At 44.3% G+C, this 17,291-nt stretch carries 13 protein-coding genes and 4 pseudogenes; 10 read left to right on the top strand and 7 right to left on the bottom strand.

The features are described from left to right. Positions 1–184: 184 nt before the first annotated feature. The 3 genes from clpB to mraY all read right to left on the bottom strand — a co-directional run bounded on the left by clpB (position 185) and on the right by mraY (position 5,934). Positions 185–2,779 carry an ATP-dependent chaperone ClpB gene (gene clpB / locus LEPTO7376_RS13510; RefSeq protein ID WP_015134727.1) on the bottom strand — a complete coding sequence of 865 codons (2,595 nt, stop codon included), beginning with the start codon at positions 2,777–2,779 and terminating at the stop codon, positions 185–187. A gap of 190 nt (positions 2,780–2,969) precedes the next feature. Next, the gene (mrdA, locus tag LEPTO7376_RS13505; RefSeq protein ID WP_015134726.1) at positions 2,970–4,784 is read right to left on the bottom strand and encodes a penicillin-binding protein 2; all 1,815 of its coding nucleotides are present in this window, start codon (positions 4,782–4,784) and stop codon (positions 2,970–2,972) included. Between the two features lie 64 nt (positions 4,785–4,848). After that, the gene (gene mraY, locus LEPTO7376_RS13500; RefSeq protein WP_015134725.1) at positions 4,849–5,934 is read right to left on the bottom strand and encodes a phospho-N-acetylmuramoyl-pentapeptide-transferase; all 1,086 of its coding nucleotides are present in this window, start codon (positions 5,932–5,934) and stop codon (positions 4,849–4,851) included. A gap of 184 nt (positions 5,935–6,118) precedes the next feature. On the opposite strand from mraY, the gene LEPTO7376_RS13495 reads away from it, so the two are divergent. Both LEPTO7376_RS13495 and psbQ read left to right on the top strand, forming a co-directional pair. After that, entirely contained in the window at positions 6,119–6,955 is an 837-nt protein-coding gene (locus tag LEPTO7376_RS13495) for an alpha/beta fold hydrolase (RefSeq protein WP_015134724.1), read from the top strand. Between the two features lie 123 nt (positions 6,956–7,078). Beyond that, a complete protein-coding gene (psbQ, locus tag LEPTO7376_RS13490) occupies positions 7,079–7,531 on the top strand; it encodes a photosystem II protein PsbQ (RefSeq protein WP_015134723.1) in 453 nt (150 codons plus the stop codon). A 143-nt stretch (positions 7,532–7,674) separates the two neighbouring features. Here the strand turns inward: psbQ and LEPTO7376_RS29105 are convergent. Continuing rightward, positions 7,675–8,546 (bottom strand): annotated as a pseudogene (locus tag LEPTO7376_RS29105) (IS630 family transposase). Positions 8,547–8,865: 319 nt separating this feature from the next. Here LEPTO7376_RS29105 and LEPTO7376_RS13475 point away from each other — a divergent pair. Next, a pseudogene (locus tag LEPTO7376_RS13475) lies at positions 8,866–9,184 on the top strand (transposase); the annotation flags it as partial. Between the two features lie 98 nt (positions 9,185–9,282). On the opposite strand, the gene LEPTO7376_RS13470 reads toward LEPTO7376_RS13475, so the two are convergent. Continuing rightward, a complete protein-coding gene (locus LEPTO7376_RS13470) occupies positions 9,283–9,633 on the bottom strand; it encodes a transposase (RefSeq protein ID WP_071880692.1) in 351 nt (116 codons plus the stop codon). A gap of 406 nt (positions 9,634–10,039) precedes the next feature. On the opposite strand from LEPTO7376_RS13470, the gene LEPTO7376_RS28705 reads away from it, so the two are divergent. The 5 genes and pseudogenes from LEPTO7376_RS28705 (at position 10,040) to LEPTO7376_RS13455 (ending at position 12,713) form a co-directional block, all read left to right on the top strand. Next, positions 10,040–10,183, top strand: a complete 144-nt coding sequence (locus tag LEPTO7376_RS28705) for a hypothetical protein (RefSeq protein WP_315861522.1) — start codon at positions 10,040–10,042, stop codon at positions 10,181–10,183. 143 nt (positions 10,184–10,326) lie between these two features. Next, a pseudogene (locus LEPTO7376_RS23610) lies at positions 10,327–11,137 on the top strand (IS5 family transposase). 17 nt (positions 11,138–11,154) lie between these two features. Continuing rightward, positions 11,155–11,574 (top strand): annotated as a pseudogene (locus LEPTO7376_RS13460) (IS982 family transposase); the annotation flags it as partial. Beyond that, positions 11,567–11,707, top strand: coding sequence for a hypothetical protein (locus LEPTO7376_RS26455; RefSeq protein WP_160148457.1), 141 nt, complete (start codon positions 11,567–11,569; stop codon positions 11,705–11,707). The pseudogene LEPTO7376_RS13460 and the gene LEPTO7376_RS26455, both read left to right, overlap by 8 nt. A gap of 124 nt (positions 11,708–11,831) precedes the next feature. Next, a complete protein-coding gene (locus LEPTO7376_RS13455) occupies positions 11,832–12,713 on the top strand; it encodes a carbohydrate kinase (RefSeq protein ID WP_015134721.1) in 882 nt (293 codons plus the stop codon). A gap of 25 nt (positions 12,714–12,738) precedes the next feature. Here the strand turns inward: LEPTO7376_RS13455 and LEPTO7376_RS13450 are convergent, their stop codons facing one another. Further along, positions 12,739–13,485, bottom strand: coding sequence for a TIGR01548 family HAD-type hydrolase (locus LEPTO7376_RS13450; protein WP_015134720.1), 747 nt, complete (start codon positions 13,483–13,485; stop codon positions 12,739–12,741). Positions 13,486–13,886: 401 nt separating this feature from the next. Here LEPTO7376_RS13450 and LEPTO7376_RS13445 point away from each other — a divergent pair, with 401 nt between their 5' ends. Then, positions 13,887–16,127 (top strand): ShlB/FhaC/HecB family hemolysin secretion/activation protein, encoded by a 2,241-nt coding sequence (locus LEPTO7376_RS13445; RefSeq protein ID WP_015134719.1) that lies wholly within the window; start codon positions 13,887–13,889, stop codon positions 16,125–16,127. Positions 16,128–16,154: 27 nt separating this feature from the next. Further along, complete coding sequence (locus LEPTO7376_RS13440) at positions 16,155–16,598, top strand: hypothetical protein (RefSeq protein ID WP_015134718.1); 444 nt, start codon at positions 16,155–16,157, stop codon at positions 16,596–16,598. Between the two features lie 40 nt (positions 16,599–16,638). On the opposite strand, the gene hisIE is transcribed toward LEPTO7376_RS13440, so the two are convergent. Beyond that, positions 16,639–17,271, bottom strand: a complete 633-nt coding sequence (gene hisIE, locus LEPTO7376_RS13435; RefSeq protein WP_015134717.1) for a bifunctional phosphoribosyl-AMP cyclohydrolase/phosphoribosyl-ATP diphosphatase HisIE — start codon at positions 17,269–17,271, stop codon at positions 16,639–16,641. Between the last annotated feature and the right edge of the window lie 20 nt (positions 17,272–17,291).

Here is a 17,291-nt window from a genome sequence, read left to right as displayed (position 1 = left end):
AAATGTTGAGACCCTATTATTCAAAGGATTTTCTCAAAGAGAAAAGAGTGCAAAAATATATGTCTTCAGCAGATTAAAGTATTCAGAGACTTACTCTCTTGATCTAATAAGTATTTGAAATTAATCCACGACAATGCATGTTTTGCTCTCTGGATCTTAAAGGTACTTTGTGATCACCCTATCCTCATTTAGTAAATGTTAATCGTTCGTCTTTGACATGGACTTTGATGGTTTCGCCTGAAACAAATTCGCCTTTCAGAATGCCTTTGGCGATCGCCGTTTCAACATATTTTTGGACAGCGCGTTTTAATGGTCTAGCTCCATAGACTGGGTCATAACCAATGTCTGCAACAAAATTGTAGGCTTCGTCCGATAATTCAATACCAAGTTTTTGTTCGGCGAGTCGTCCTGCAAGGCCATTGATTTGTAATTTCACAATTTCCCGAAGTTGATCTTTTTTGAGACCGTGGAAAATAATCAGCTCATCAATTCGGTTGAGAAATTCTGGGCGGAAACTTGCGGTCATTGCCTCCATTACCCGCGATCGCATTTCCTCATAGCGAGAGTCATCCCCTGCCACATCGAGAATAAAATTCGAGCCGATATTACTGGTCATAATAATCACAGTATTTTTAAAGTCCACCGTGCGGCCCTGCGAATCCGTGAGGCGACCATCATCGAGGATTTGGAGCATCACGTTAAAAACATCGGCATGGGCTTTTTCAATTTCGTCAAACAGGATGACCGAATAAGGACGGCGACGAATGGCTTCGGTAAGTTGACCACCTTCCTCATAGCCGACATATCCCGGAGGCGCTCCCATCAGACGAGAAACGGCGTGCTTCTCCATGTATTCAGACATGTCGATGCGCACCAATGCTTCCTCCGTATCAAAGAGGAATTGCGCCAAAGCCTTTGCCAACTCAGTTTTACCGACACCTGTGGGACCAAGGAAAATGAAACTTGCGGTAGGACGATTGGGATCTGCTAATCCGGCGCGCGATCGCTGAATCGCTTCAGAAACAGCAGTAACCGCTTCTTCCTGACCAATCACTCGTTGATGCAATTCATCTTCGAGATGGAGTAGTTTTTCTTTTTCAGATTCAATGAGTTTACTGATGGGAATGCCAGTCCACTTCGAAATAATTTCAGCGATATCCGACTCTAAAACCTCTTCTCGCAGTAAAGAATCACCACTAACTTGCTGTTCTGAGAGTTTAGCCTCGATATCTTTAACTTGCTGTTGAAGTTGAGCTAATTTGCCATAACGTAATTCAGCCGCTTTGTTGAGGTCATAACCCCGTTCTGCCTGCTCAATTTCGAGATTTGTCGCGTCAATCTCCTCTTTGATATGACGAATTTTATCGATGACTTCTTTCTCAGATTGCCATTGAGCATTGAGATGAGATTGGTCTTCTTGGAGATCTGCGAGTTCTTTTTCCAGCTTCGCCAACCGCTCAACTGAGGCCGCATCACTTTCCTTTTTGAGGGAAATTTGTTCCATCTTGAGCTGAAGAATTTTGCGATCAATTTCGTCTAATTCCTCAGGCTTGGAGGTGATTTCCATCTTTAGTTTGGCGGCAGATTCATCGACTAAATCAATGGCTTTGTCGGGTAAAAAGCGATCGCTAATATAACGGTTAGACAACATCGCCGCGGCCACTAATGCCGTATCTGCAATTTTTACGCCATGGTGCAATTCATAGCGTTCCTTTAAACCTCGCAAAATCGAAATGGTATCGATGACTGTGGGTTCGTTGATCATGACCGACTGGAAACGACGTTCGAGAGCCGCATCTTTTTCAATATATTTGCGGTATTCATCAAGAGTTGTCGCACCGATACAACGGAGTTCGCCCCGCGCCAACATCGGCTTGAGCAAATTACCTGCATCCATTGCCCCTTGGGTCGCACCAGCGCCCACAACGGTATGGATTTCGTCGATAAAGAGAATGACTTGACCTTCGGAATCAGTGACTTCTTTGAGAACTGCTTTGAGACGTTCTTCAAATTCACCACGATATTTTGCGCCCGCAATTAGCGACCCCATATCCAACGCAATTAACGTCCGATCCTTGAGAGACTCCGGCACATCACGATTCACGATTCGTTGCGCTAATCCTTCGGCGATCGCCGTCTTACCGACACCAGGTTCACCGATTAAAACAGGATTATTTTTGGTTCTACGGGACAAAATCTGAATAGTGCGACGAATCTCATCATCCCGACCAATTACAGGGTCTAACTTACCATTACGTGCAAGTTCGGTGAGGTCACGACCATATTTCTCAAGGGATTCATATTTGCCTTCTGGATTTTGGTCGGTCACCTTTTGATTGCCTCGGATTTGCTTGATTATTTCCTTTAATTTATTTTCCGTTAAGCCGAACTCTTGGTAAATCTTCTTACCGAAACGGTCATCCCGCGCATAGCTCAAGATTAAGTGCTCAACGGAAATAAACTCATCGCCGAAAGATTTTTTGTGGTTATCAGCTCGGTCTAAAAGGGTATCTAAGCTGCGCCCTAAATAGACTGACTCACTAGGTTTCGAGATTTTAGGTTGGGTTGTGATAAATGAATCTGTGCGATCACGCAAACGAGGTAATGAGATTTCAGCTTTCGTAAAAATACTCTTTGCAAGGCCACCCTGTTCGAGCAATGCTTGCATGAGATGTTCACTTTCGAGTTGCTGCTGTTGGTTATGTTTGGCGATGTCCGGAGTTTGGGCGATCGCCTGCCAAGCTTTTTCCGTAAATTGATTAGGATTATTGGGTTGCATCGCCAAAATATAGAAATAACGTTCAATATTGCCCAAAAATCAGTATGACCCTGAGCCTTGAGCTTATGTCTATTCTATTTTTTTGCTGTACCTAAGCGACAGTAGAGAAATCCGACAACGAAAACCTAGGTTTCCCACAAAGAGGCGATCGCCCGCAAAGTTTATTCAATCAAACGATTTCAATATTTTATTATTCGGGAGATTGAGCTTCCTCAGATGACTCTGGCGGTTTGGCTCGTTCATCTTTGAGAGAGAAATAAGCCTTCATCACATCACGTACCATTGGCCCTGCCACAGAACCACCACCACCACCAGAGTGCTCCGCGAAAGCCACAATTACAATTTCAGGATTATCGTGAGGGGCATAGGCACCAAACCATGCGTGGTTTTCCCTGGGTGGTGCTTCAGCGGTACCACTTTTCCCTGCGGAAGGTGGGATACCTGATGCATTCATTACTTTACCTGTACCGCCGTTGACCACAGCTCGTAAACCCTTCTGGAGCGTCTCAACTGTCGATTTTTTTAGCTGTAAATCTTCTTTGGGAATATCTTCTCTTTGCACCAAGTGGGGCGTCACTAAATAGCCCCCATTTGCAGGCACCGCAAACATCCGCGCAATTTGTAATGGTGTTGCTAAAGTTAAACCCTGGCCAATGGACATATTGACTGTATCACCAACATTCCAATCACGATCAAGCCTTTCATTTGTCCAGTCATTATCAGGAATTAATCCCGGTGTTTCCTCTTCCAACTCAATCCCAGACAGCGATCCAAAACCCAATTGCCGCGACCAATGAATTAATGTTTCACCTTTAACGCCACGACCAACTTGCCCATAGAAGGTGTTACTACTCCATTGCATTGAGCGCACATAGCCAGCCATCCCAAAACCTGCTTTGTTCCATTCATAGAACCGGACCCCCGCCGCTGCGAGATAAGGAGTCGTTTGTAAGACTGTGTTTGCCGGGTATTTCCCTGACTCCATGCCGGCGATCGCCGTGACGACTTTGTAGGTTGAAGCTGGAGGAAAACCTCGAATGGCACGATTAATAAACGGATCTCCCTGAGCCGTAACCTCTGCCCATTCCTCAGGAGAAATGCGTCGCGAAAAAATATTAGGGTCAAAGCCAGGGAAGCTTGCCATTGCTAAGACTTCACCGTTGCGAGGATCTAGGGCGACAATTGCACCTTTACGTTCTCCGAGTACTTGTTGCGCGACTTTTTGCAGATCGAGATCAATCGTTAGCGTTAAATCTTGACCTGCCTCAGCTGGACGTTCCCCTAAAATTTTCACGAAGCGACCATCACGATCTACTTGAATTTCTTGTCCACCCCATTTACCGCGCAATTCAGTTTCTAGGGCGGATTCTAAGCCAAGCTTGCCGATATAGTCCTGAAGTCGATAGCCTTGATCTTTGTATTTGTCGTAGTCTTCGGGGGTCAGTTCGCGGGTATAGCCGAGGACATGGGATGCCGCATTGCCTTCGGGATAATCGCGAATGGGTTCGATAATAACTTCGACACCATCTAGCTGGGAGTGAAATTCTTCAATGGCCGTAATCTGTGCATCGGTGAGATTACGGGCGATGGGAATCGGTTCTGTGGAATAAACGTTATGTTCGTCGAGAAACGTTTCAATCTCATCGGGAGTCATGCCAATGAGTTGGCCGAGGAGATCCCGCGTAGCTTCCCAGTTTGGTTTGGTGCGGGCAAGGGGCCACAGATACGCAGAATGAGCTAATTTAGTCGTGGCTAAAATTTTCCCGTTTCGGTCAAAGATATTGCCGCGAACTGGGGGTTTTGGTGCTAAACGGACGCTATTTTCTCGGGCAACTTTTTGGAGTTCTTTGCCTTGAACGAGTTGTAAAAAGGCGAGGCGAGATCCCATCCCTCCAATCAGTGCAAGACTAACCATCAACATAATGGTCCAGGGTCTTGCTCCTTTGCCGACTGTACGACCGGTTTCTTTGCGTTCTACTTTGGCAATCGGGGTGATGAGAGTCATGGAGAAGCTACATAGCCACAGGGGATCAGTATGATTTTAGCTTGTGGTCTTCTAATTTATGTTTTTAGGTGATGAAAAAGCTCAGTACAACGAGCAAGGTACTGATGATATAAAACGTCCCAACAATTTGAGTCTCTGCCCAACCACTCAGTTCGAAATGGTGGTGGATGGGTGCCATTTTCAGGAGACGCTTACCTTTGCCTGTCTCATCTTTTGTGGCTTTGTAATAGCTGACTTGAGCGATAACGGAAATAGCTTCGATGCAGAAAATGCCGCTAATAATAAAGAGCCCCCATACATTGCCGCCGAGAATACCAACTGAGGCGATCGCCCCACCAAGGGCAAGGGAGCCGGTATCACCCATAAAGACTTTTGCTGGGTTACGGTTGTGGACAATAAAACCAAGACAAGCACCACTCATGCAGGCGCAAAATACTGTTAGGGCAGGGTGTTCAGGTAATACCAAAAGTCCCATGCCGAGGAGGGCGATCGCCCCGGTACCACCCGCGAGACCATCAACACCGTCCGTTAAATTTGTGGCATTGCTCTCTGCAACCATCGCAAAGCCAGCCAATGCCCAAAAGATAAATCCGAGGGGCAAACTTAAACCTGCAAAGAATTCAATGGTTGTTAAATCGGGTCGGGTAAAAGCCAACCACACGCAGAAGGCAATAGCTACAGCAATTTGTAGAACGAGTTTTGTTTTGGGGGAAATACCTTTATTTGATTTCAACCTTAAAACTTGCCAATCATCAACCCAACCGATGAGGCCATAGGCTGCCGTGACCAATGCGACGGCGATTGCCTCAAAATTAAACCCAGAAAAAACTAGACCTGCAACGATACCAACCGGGAGAAAAATTAGACCACCCATTGTCGGTGTGCCAGCTTTTCTGAGGTGGGCTTGAGGTCCTTCTTCCCTAATGATTTGTCCTGTTTTTAGTCGTTGTAACAGCGGTACAACCCAGACACCTAAGGCACTGGCGATCGCCGCAGAGACCATGAGCAGGATCCATAATGGAATACCTGCCGAGGCGTCAAAAGTTGTTACAGCGAAGGACAATCCAATCAATAAAGCAGTTAAAAGACCAAGTAGTTGATTGCCTGTCGGCTTGATTATGGTATTTGCGGGAGAAAATTTAGCGTCCACTATTTGCCACGGTGGTTATTAATGAAATTACTCAAAAGATATCACTTAAAAGCAAGAATCTAAACAGTCAAAGCGCTTTAGTTGTCCGCAGTATTTCCTATTTTTTTCAGAGAAAAGCATAATCTACGGCTATATCGCGCATTACTATATTGAGACCCAATGCTGTGAGGAACTCGAAAAATCAATGAAATTGCTCGAAAAAAAGATAACGGTCAACGGTCTGGAATGGTTTTATCGCGAGACAAAAACGAAAGTTGAAAAGCGTTTGCCCATCGTCTTTTTGCATGGTTTGCCCTCCCAAAGTTTCAGTTGGTGTGAGGTGATGACAAAGTTAGAAGCCGCGAATTTTTATTGTGTTGCACCGGACTGGATCGGATCAGGGTTTTCGAGTTTTCCCAGTACTAGGGAATTTGATTACACAGCCGAAGCGTTGCAAACAGCGCTAAAAGATTTTTTGAACGCGATTGAGATCGAACGTTGTCATTTGGTTGTCCAAGGGTACTTAGGGCATATCGGGATTTTATTTGCACAAAATTATCCAGAGTTGTGCGATCGCCTCGTGATTTTAAATAGTCCTGTGTTACCGGGAAGCAAAGTGCCTTTCAAAATGAAGCAATGGACGATTCCATTTGTTGGGGATATGTTGACCCAGGATCCGTTACTTGTTGATCGCACGCTTGAAGGTGGTAGTGGCTTTGTGATTAGTGATGGCAATTTAGACGTTTACCGCAAACCATTCTTGACGACTTCAGCTGCTGGGCGGGCGCTGATGGCCGTTACAAAAAAACTGGATCTAAAAACTGTATTACCAGAACTCTCCGAAAAATTAAAAGCGCGCACAGAACCAACGTTATTTCTCTGGGGTATGGAAGATGCTTGGCTAGATAATGATGGGTTAAAAAATTGGGTGAAGTCTGAAACCTCCCACAAATGGGTTTCCCTCGACGAGGCTAAACATTATCCTCAAGAGCATTTCGCCGAGGCGATCGCCCCAGAATTAAGCAAATTTCTTGCAGGTTAACTGCATATAGAAAAAGAAAAATTAAATCTCACACTGCCAAAACCTTTCTCTCACCCCTATTTATGAGATGATGAGGTCAAATTTAAACCCCCTGATACGTTAAAGAGCTTTACACATATCACCATGATGTTACGCCTACGGTCTGTTTTATCCTTGCTGTTAGTGGTTATCACCACTTTCCTCGTCAGTTGCTCTAGCCCTTCGGTGACAGTTCCTGACACCTACACCCCCGATCGCCTCTCCCAAATTGAGATGTTCTTGATCCCAGTTGACGAAGCTCGCGAAGGTATGAATACCCTTGGCGAATTTGTTCAAGATGATAACTGGATCGACACTCGCACTTACATTCACGGACCTTTTGGTTTCTTGCGCCGTGATTTAACCTACCTTGCAAATACACTTCTTCCCAGCGATAAGGCTCAAGCCCAAGAACTCGTTGATGAGATTTTTGCTCACTTAGATCGTCTTGATGCTGCGGCTAAGGACAACAATGCTGCGGTTACGAATTTTGAATATCGCAATGCTGTGTCTGACTTCGATGCTTATCTCGATCTCGTTCCCACTGAAGCTAGCTAATTGATTTTTTAGCTGAGTTCTTCACAACTAAATCTATTTTTCTTATTATTGGCGATCCATGGCGATCGCCTTTTTTATTGCAAATTTTAGGTCGTATTAGTCAGCTCACCCTTCAGCTAATAATATAGCAGCGAAGGAGAAGGTTAGGACATAGAACAGAAGGCTATTCTGATGGCATCGAACAAATCCTCAGTCTTCTTGATGAGCTTACTTACCTCCTTCTTTAACCTCCCCCAAAACTTCTCTATCTTGTTCAGGTGTGGTGAGTAGGGTGGCAAAAATATCACTTCACATCCTGCCTTCGCCACCAATGTTTGTATTCTTTCCTTTGGATGAACACTGGCATTATCCAGAATAATAATTTGACCCGGAATCAACTCTGGCACTAAGCAATCCTCTACCCATTGGCAAACTAAGGCGCTGTTGGCATAGCCCTCAAATACCATCGGTGCTATCTGCTCTCCCTCTCGCCATCCTCCAATCACGCTAACTCGTTCTGTACGATGACCTAACTTCTCTGCGATAAACCTCTCTGACTTATGGCAGTAGCCATACCCATAATCTAAGGTATTATCAAATCCACTTTCATCGATATATACGAGTCGTTCTTGGACATACTGCTTCAGTTGTGCCACAAATGCTTTTTCTAATTCTTTATCTCTCTCTTGATATCGATAGGTCTTTTTTTTCGAGTAAATTCAATTTTCCGTAGAGCTTCACGTCTGGATGCATCACTAATAGACTCTGGCCATTTCTCCGCCATTTCCTTCTGGGTTAGATGCCCATATTCCTCTGCAAAAGCACGAAAAGCATCTAGATCATTAATCTTCGGTTGAGGGCCTCGACGGTAATCTGTCTTCGGAGCGACTGAACCGATTTTCTCTCGTTGTTTCAGCCACAGGTCTAGCGTATTTCGGCTAATACCAAAGAAGCGACAGATATCACTTTTTCGTTCACCTTTATCGAAGGCGGCAACAGCTTTTAGGCGTAAATCAAGACTATGGGGAGCAGGCATGGCATCTATGTTTATTGCTTCTATCCTATTCTGTCTTAACCCACTCCTTGCCTGCTATAATAAGACGGTCATAAGACTTGTCGTACCATTGCCAATTCTCTTTAACGCCTTTCTCGCGAATAAACCCGATTTTTTCTATAGAAGTCGCCAGATAGATTAAGACACTTCATAATGGTTTTGCAGACAGGCTCAGGATTGAGGTTCACATGACATATCAAACTAAATGACCACTGCTATAGATTAAAACAAATCATCTACTGTGATGAGTCGGGAATGGATGAGCGAGATGGTCAGTATGGAGTCCAGGCAAACTGTTTAACTGTTTGCACCTTTTATTGTGGAAAGCTCTTGTAACCGCCATGCGTTTGAGGTGTGGTTAGAGAACTGTTTGCTACCGGAATTAAAGCCCAATCAGATATTGATTTTGGATAATGCCACTTTCCATAAGGGAGGAAGGGTTGCAGAAATCCTGGCAAAGGCGAAGTGTGAGGTGTGGTATCTGCCTCCCTATTCACCAAGACTTAAACAAGATTGCACAATGCTGATCTTGGCTAAAAAGTTGTATTCGGAAGCAATCCAGACATAGTCCATCCCTCAGAGATGCCACGAATATGACTCTGCGTACAGAAACTTCTTGACCCTTTTGATCACTGCTATAGTTACAGTCTTTGCATTTAAATCGTTGCCGCTTTTTGACAAAGCCGTTTTTGATGATGTGCTGTTGGCCACACTTCGGTCAGCTATGGGACATCCTTTTAAAATGAGTAAACCAAGCTCGAATGTCATCAAGGGTAATCTCAGAAAAAGCGACATTAATCGTTTGAGCTAAGTCTGGATAAGTTCTTGCCTCGATACCCCTTAATGTGCCCTTGAACTTTGACCAACAGTTTTCAATTGGCGAAAAGTCTGGGGAATAGGGAGGAAGGTAGATTAACTTGGCTCCCACTGCCTCAATCAGTTCATGGACTGATTCACCCAAATGAATCGAACAATTGTCCATCACCACATAGGTTCCTTCCCACATTATGGGCACTAACTTCTGATTGATAAAAGCTTCAAAGGTTACTCCATCTGCACTTCCTAACAAAACGTGATTTCGGGATAAGAAAGAAAAAGGAAAAAGTGCATATTATGGAAGTTGATAAGCAGTTCACTACCTTCTCACATAACCAGTCTAGAACCTTTGTTTTATTCCATTGATGATTTCTGCCAAGTCTTCGAACCTCAATGGCAACAACAATTACTGGCCTCAAAACAAAGACAGCGGCGTCGCCCCAGAAGTCTGAGTTTAAGAGGATGTCTGAAAAGTATATTTTGAGCATAGACATGTAGGTGATTCCACAAAGAAAATCCTCTGAAATTCCTATTTTTTCGTCAGGCTCATAATGACAAAAGTTACAGTCAGACCCTTTTCAGACAACCTCTTTTTTCGTCAGGCTCATAATGACAAAAGTTACAGTCAGACCCTTTTCAGACAACCTCTAAGAGAGATAATGACGATACTGATTGCTTTTGATCAATCTCATTATCGTCACTTCAAGTATTTCTATCTCATCAATGTGCGTCATCACTGGCGACGAGCCTTTCCCAGAGCAGTGAGTTATCAAGTTTTGTGGAATGGATACCTTCAACATTAGTATCGCTGTGCATCTATTGGCGCCACTGTTATGGCCAATGCATAGGCATTAGTTTCATTGATACTAGTGGCATCAATTGACCTCTTGCAAAAGAAGCGAGAGTAGGTAAAAAAGAGGAAAGTATCAGAGTCATAGCGATAGAAATGCTGACTTACGAACAGCTCCAACATTTATCGACAGAACAATTCAGGAGAGCCTGTGGAGTTAAACTTCAGACCTTCAATCGTCTGGTAGAAGTCCTAGCAGAAGCTAAAGCAAAGCAAAAACCCGGTCGTCCCAGTGTTTTATCCCTGGAAAATCAGCTACTCTTCACCTTGGAATATCCGAGGGAATATCGCACTTATTTTCCTATCGTTCAATCATGGGGCATTCATGAATCAACAGTTTGTCGCATGGTGCAAAAAACAGAGAATACACTCATCAAAGAAACCGATTGCCACTTACCCGGCATGAAACAGCTCCATGGTTCAGAAGAGTTATCTCTAACAGTAGTGGTGATGGATGCCACAGAACAGGCGATTGAAAAGCCCCAAAAAACAACGTCTTTACTACTCAGAGAAAAAGAAGCATCATTCCCTTAAAGCTCAAATAGTTATTGCTTGGCAGTAGGCACAGATTATCTGTTGTGACTGTGAGAAAGGTAGCACCCATGACTTCAAACTACTCAAAAAGAGTAGAGTGCATTTTCAGCAGGGACAACTCTGCCTTGCCGATGCCGGATATCAAGGTCTACACAAGCGACATCAGCGGAGTCACACTCCTCACAAGAAGCCTAAAGGTGCGGAGCAGAAACAGAAGAATCAGCTCTTAGCAGCTCAAAGAATCATCATTGAGATGGTATTCAGAATGCTCAAAAGATTTCGTATATTATCCAGTCGATATCGTAACCGCCGTCGGAGATGGGGATTAAGACTCAATCTCATTGCGGGTCTTTACAATTTTGAATTGCCATAACCTTTTGCAAGAGATCATTTGGCTTCAAACTACATCTGGTTATCAATAACCGTGGAGAATTACTCAATGTGAAGGTCACACCCGGCAACACCGATGATAGAAAACCGGTAGTGGAGCTTTTGAAAGGGTTATCGGGAAAAGTCTTTGCCGATAAAGGTTACGTCTCTCAACCTCTGGCACAGTATTTACAAGAAGAATATGATGTGATGCTTCTAGCTAAGCCTCGTCGCAATATGAAGAATCACTTGATGCTTTGGCGTGACAAAGTGTTTGCTCGTAAGCGAGCTTTAATTGATACCGTTATTGACCAACTGAAGAATATTTCTCAGATTGAGTATTCCCGCCATCGCAGTCCAGCGAACTTTTGTGTCAACTTGCTTTGCGGTCTAATTGCCTACTGTCATCAGCCCAAGAAACCTTCTCTAAAACTTGATTAGAACCTTGATTCCTTATCCCGAACTCACGTTATTTAGGAATAATTTCGGTTATACGGAAGGGGTAGATGCCACCTCTGTCGCTTGGGAGGCGATCGCCCTGACACAAAACCCAGCTCTCCTCAAACAGATATGACTAGCCCTACAATCTTTAGTGATAGTTGAGCTTTAATTAATATTGATTATTGCGATACACCCTTGCCCTCAAAATTATTATTTGTCTATAAAAGTAGAGAGCAGAAGTAGAGAAAAAGTAGTTTATGAAATATCAATCCAGCATCATCTTTGGAGAAGTGCTTTGGGATTGTTTTCCTGATGGCAATCAAGTGTTAGGAGGAGCGCCTTTCAACGTGGCTTGGCATCTACAGGCTTTCAGTCAAAAGCCTCTCTTTATTTCTCGTGTTGGTAACGATCGAGAGGGAGAGCTGATTTTACAAGCGATGCAGGATTGGGGAATGACCACTGAAGGTGTACAAATCGACCCTAATCTTGGCACTGGAATTGTTACTGTTAGCCTCAAAAATGGTCAGCCAAGCTACAGTATTGAGCATCCCAAAGCCTATGACCATATTAATGTGAATCTTTTTCCAAATTTTTCTGATTCAGCATTGCTATATCATGGCTCTCTTGCAATTCGGAATGATGTTTCAAAGCGGAGTTTAATTGAGCTCAAAAACAGATCTCAGCGAACAATTTTTTGTGATGTGAATTTTCGAGATCCATGGTGGCAAATCGAAAATCTTCAACCTTTTTTGCAAGATTCAACTTGGCTCAAATTAAATAACGAAGAGTTGCCAGCCCTTGTCCCAAACTTAGTAGATCGCGATCGCCAACTTGATTTTCTTTTCAATGAATATGATCTGCAATATATTTTGCTGACTGAAGGGGCTGCTGGTGCAACACTTTTTGAACTTGGTGGCGATCGCCTCACTGTTGCGCCAGACCAATCAACACAGGTTGTAGATACCGTGGGCGCTGGAGATGCCTTTTGTAGCATTTTTCTGTTGGGTATTCTTTCCAATTGGCCTCTTGCAAGAACCCTAAAACGCGCCCAAACCTTCGCCAGTGCCATTGTTGGCATTCAAGGAGCAACAACAACGGAAAAACATTTTTATCAACCCTTTCAGGATGCATGGCTATAACGTCGAAGCATTTTGAAAGAAGAATTTATAGCAATGCACTAAGAATCTGTGGCGTGATCTCAGTAACGCTCGGCAAGACAATATCCGCACCGACATCCTGTAAGTTCGAAGCGTAAAGATATTCCTTATCATCACCTGTCCGGGCGTGGGGAGGAATCACACCAATCGCACACCATTGTCTCGTGGGTTGTTGCTCCGCAGCCTTCCCAATCACTTTCATATCTGCTGCCGTGTCTCCGACATAGGCAACGGGCAAACCTTCATTCTCTGGGGATTCGAGCTGGGCGATCGCCTGAAACAATCCAGTGGGGTCAGGTTTTTCGGGCGCATCCTCCATCGCCACCAAAACAGGCTCTGTTAACCCGAGGCGTTTTTTCAAGATAAATTCGGCGGAACCTCGCATTGCGCCACTAAAAAAGCCCCATCCAAAATTATTGTCAGATAACCCATCAAGGTAGGTCATATTCATCAACAATGGTTCTTCTGTGATGTAGCCATCAAAATTGTTGCCGCGATACTTGAGTTGAAAGAAATTTACCAATTCGTCATAGTCAACGGCGATCTCCTCATCCCAGCGTTTAATAAATTCCTGCGACGCTTTCCAGTCATTATTCCAAAAACCCTCGGCTTTCAAGCTGTCAATTTCTGCCATTGAGGGACGATATTCTCCTTTGGTGTAATGCTCTACGGTATCGGCGATCGCCCGTCGGTAAGACTTGCTGACATCGCGCACCACACCATCGATATCGAAAATGACCAAACCCTTCAACATGACTCAAACCTCAGCAGCCGATACCAGCTTGCAACAACTTTATTTGTGAGCACCAAATCTTGTTGGCGACTCCTGCATCCTTCTTACAGCAAAGACCGCAAAATTTCCGACTTTGGTAACAATTTTGACAAGATTTTGGCGATATTACTGCGATTACATGACAACAACAGCTGAACTCAATAAATCAAAACTCCTTTTGAATTAGTCATCCCCGTAAAAATACGCAACCTCATTTCTGAATTACCCTGAAATCCTTGCCATAAGTTTGAATGATTGGATCAATTTCAAGCAAAACATCACGCAATTAACTTTCATTCCTTTTTGCTACGTTGCTAAAAAGTTGTGGTTAACTTGTAGGTGAATTTGTCTGACCTTTTAACCTGTTTCCCAACGATACGATTATGATTTGGCGTTTTCTTCTTCGTCGTTCTCAAACCTGTTCTCTGGCTTTAAAGCGTCTGTTAGTTGGAGTAATACTCTTAACAGCGACGGGAGTGACGAATGGGCAAACAGCTCAGGCTATCGTCTCAGAAACGTTAGTGGCAGAACAGGATCAGACAGTTCCTAATCTCCAGTCAAAGCTTGAACAAGTCGCATCATCTCAACAACTTGAAGTAGAGTTGCCTTCCAGCCAAACTCAGGCTAAAGATGTACCTGCGAGTTTGCCGTTAGCGGTGGCGATCGCCCCAGAAGCAGCAATCCAACTTCAACCAGAATTTTCAGGGAATATTGAGCCAGCGAATCAACCAGTAGAAGTCAGTGAATTTGAAGAGGCTACGAACAATCTAGAGAATAATTCCGTTGATTTAAAAGCTGAAATATCAAAACAGGAATCCACGGCGATCGCTACAAAATCTGACTCAGATTTATCCAACCTTTCTGAGTTGAGTATTGCGCCAGAAGAGTTGGATGCAATTCAGCAAAATCAAGATGATACTTCCCTTGTTTTAAACCTAAAAACTCCAGCGCAAGAACAAGAAACTGCGGCGATCGCCCAACCTCTCATCCTTACCCAAAGGCCAAATTCTAATACCGAACCCCTACCAGAAGTTCAGCCACTCCCCGACGAAACCACACCAACTCAAACGATCGACACACCGGAAACAGCGACACCATCATCGACTCCGACATCCACACCAACCACTAGCGACGATCGTAATGTCACTGGGCAGGTTCAGATCACTGGGAGCACTGTTTTTGGGGAAGAAGATTTTGCTCCAATTTTGGCAGAGCTTACGGGGACAAATATTAGTCTTGAACAACTTAATCGCGCTGCTGACCGAATTACCCAGCTTTATCTAGAGGAAGGTTACATCACCTCTAGGGCCGTCATTGTAGAAGACTCTTTGAATACTGATACCATCGAGCTGCGGGTGATTGAAGGTAAAGTTGACGCCATCACCCTACAGGGCAATGAGCACGTCAATGATAGTTATCTACTCAGTCGTTTGCGCCTCGGGGCCAAGCAGCCTTTAAACACAGGGAATCTAGAGGATCAGCTCCGACTCCTGAAGCTCAACCCGATTATCGATAATATCGAAGCAACTCTTAAAGCTGGTGACGGGGTTGGTGAAAGTGACCTAGACATCATCGTCACCGAAGCAAACACCGTCTCTCTCAATATTGGTGTCGATAATTTTTCGCCTGCGAGTGTTGGTTCAGAGCGGATTACGGCCGACTATATCCAGCAAAATCTCACAGGGGCAGGCGATCGCATTGGCGTTGGCTATATTCGCACAACTCGCGGTGGTGCTGAGAGCCTCGATGTTAATTACACTCGTCCGATCAATGCCAAAGACGGCACCATTACCTTGCGTGGTGTCCTTAGCAGCAACAAAGTTATCCAAGAGCCTTTCGATGTACTCGATATTCGTGGCGAATCAGAACGCTATGAACTCTCTTACCGTCAGCCTCTTGTTCGCACTCCTCGCGAAGAATTTGCCCTTGGTCTGGCTTTCACATACCAAGATGGTTTGACGTTCCTCGGTGATGAATTATTTGGTTTTAATGTTGGAACAGAGGATGGTAAAAGCACCACAAGCGTAATCAAATTTTCTCAAGACTTTATTAAACGCCAACCTGCCGGTGCCTGGTCACTGCGCTCACAATTCAGTATTGGTACGGGATTATTTGACGCAACAACCAATGACGAACCAATTCCCGATGGTCATTTTTGGAGCTGGCTCGGCCAAATTCAACGAGTGAAATTACTCAACCCCAATAATCTTTTAGTGGTTCAAGCCGATCTGCAACTGACGCCTGATACGTTATTGCCTTCCCAGCAATTTGTGATTGGTGGTGGACAATCTCTGCGAGGGTTCCGTCAGAATGCCCGTTCTGCGGATAATGGTTTCCGCTTCTCTGTCGAAGATCGCATTACCCTAGCTCGTGATGAATCAGGAGATGCTGTTTTCCAGTTGGCACCATTTTTTGATATGGGTACAGTCTGGAACAGCGAGAATAACCCCAATACATTACCTGATCAGCAGTTTTTAGCAGGGCTTGGTTTAGGGGCTTGGTGGCAAATCGAAAAGGGTTTTACTGTGCGTTTTGACTATGCACTTCCCCTCGTCGATCTTGATGACCGAGGCGATAATTGGCAGGATGATGGCCTTTATTTCAACGTAAATTACCTGTTCTAAAAGTAGTAGAGATAAGTATCCAACTCGATGCCCAGAATCAAAAATGCTCCTACTTTTAACCTTGAATCTTTGCAAGGGCAGCATGTCACTGAAATTTTAGGGGCTACTAATGCGGATTCTGAAGACTTCATCGAAATGCTTTTTTTGAATGTAGTAGGCGATCCCCAATGGCATCGGATATTCCTTGATGCAGGTATTGGCTTTTGGGAAAAAATGCCCAAAGAGAGCGCTTTCTATGATTATGAGGAGCATCACCTCATTGACTATGCTGCTCGCTGGAATCTAAGTGGAGCAAAGATCATATCAGCCAAATGTGTAGGCGAAACATGGAATGATTTAACCTCTCATTCTCGTATATTCGAGTTGTCTTATTTTAAGTTGGTAACAGATGCAGGGATATTAATTTTGGCGTATGTTGACCCACACAATATGGAATCAGAAACAGTTCTTTCATTTATTCCAGACAGATGATTTGCTAGTTATAAATTAACTAAGCGATCGCCATTTCTCTCTAACGACGACGGCTGTCTAGCTTTTTATAGACATCTCGCAAGTCAACGTTATGGTGGGCGATCGCCACAAGTGAGTGATAGAAGAGATCTGCTACTTCTCCTGCAATCTCATCTTTCTCATCATCTTTGCAAGCCATCACGACTTCGGCAGCTTCCTCACCGATCTTCTTGAGAATCTTGTTGTCGCCGGCAGCCAAAAGACTATTTGTGTATGAACCTTCCTGCGGATTGTCGCGGCGATCACGGATCACATTAAAGACTTCAGAAAGAGTATCGGCAGAGGGCGCAGATTCATCAGAGCCTATTTGGTGGAAACAACTACGTCTTCCTTTATGGCAAGCGATATCTCCAACTTGCTCAATTGTCATTAGAATAGCGTCGCTATCGCAGTCATAACGGAGTGCTTTGACATTTTGGAAATGACCGGAGGTTGCGCCCTTGTGCCAAAGTTCTTGGCGGGAACGGCTCCAATACCAGCCTTGGCCGGTTTCCATAGTCTTCGTTAGAGATTCTTTATTCATCCACGCCATCATTAATACCGTACCGTCGAGATAATCTTGGGCGATCGCCGGCACAAGCCCTTGTTCATTAAAACGAACCTTATCGAGTGGAATTGCGCCAACTAAACTCATGCTCCAGATCTCCCAAGTAT

It is taken from the genome of [Leptolyngbya] sp. PCC 7376 (assembly GCF_000316605.1).
Taxonomy (GTDB): Bacteria; Cyanobacteriota; Cyanobacteriia; order Cyanobacteriales; family MRBY01; genus MRBY01.
This window is presented reverse-complemented; position numbering and strand designations above follow the sequence as displayed.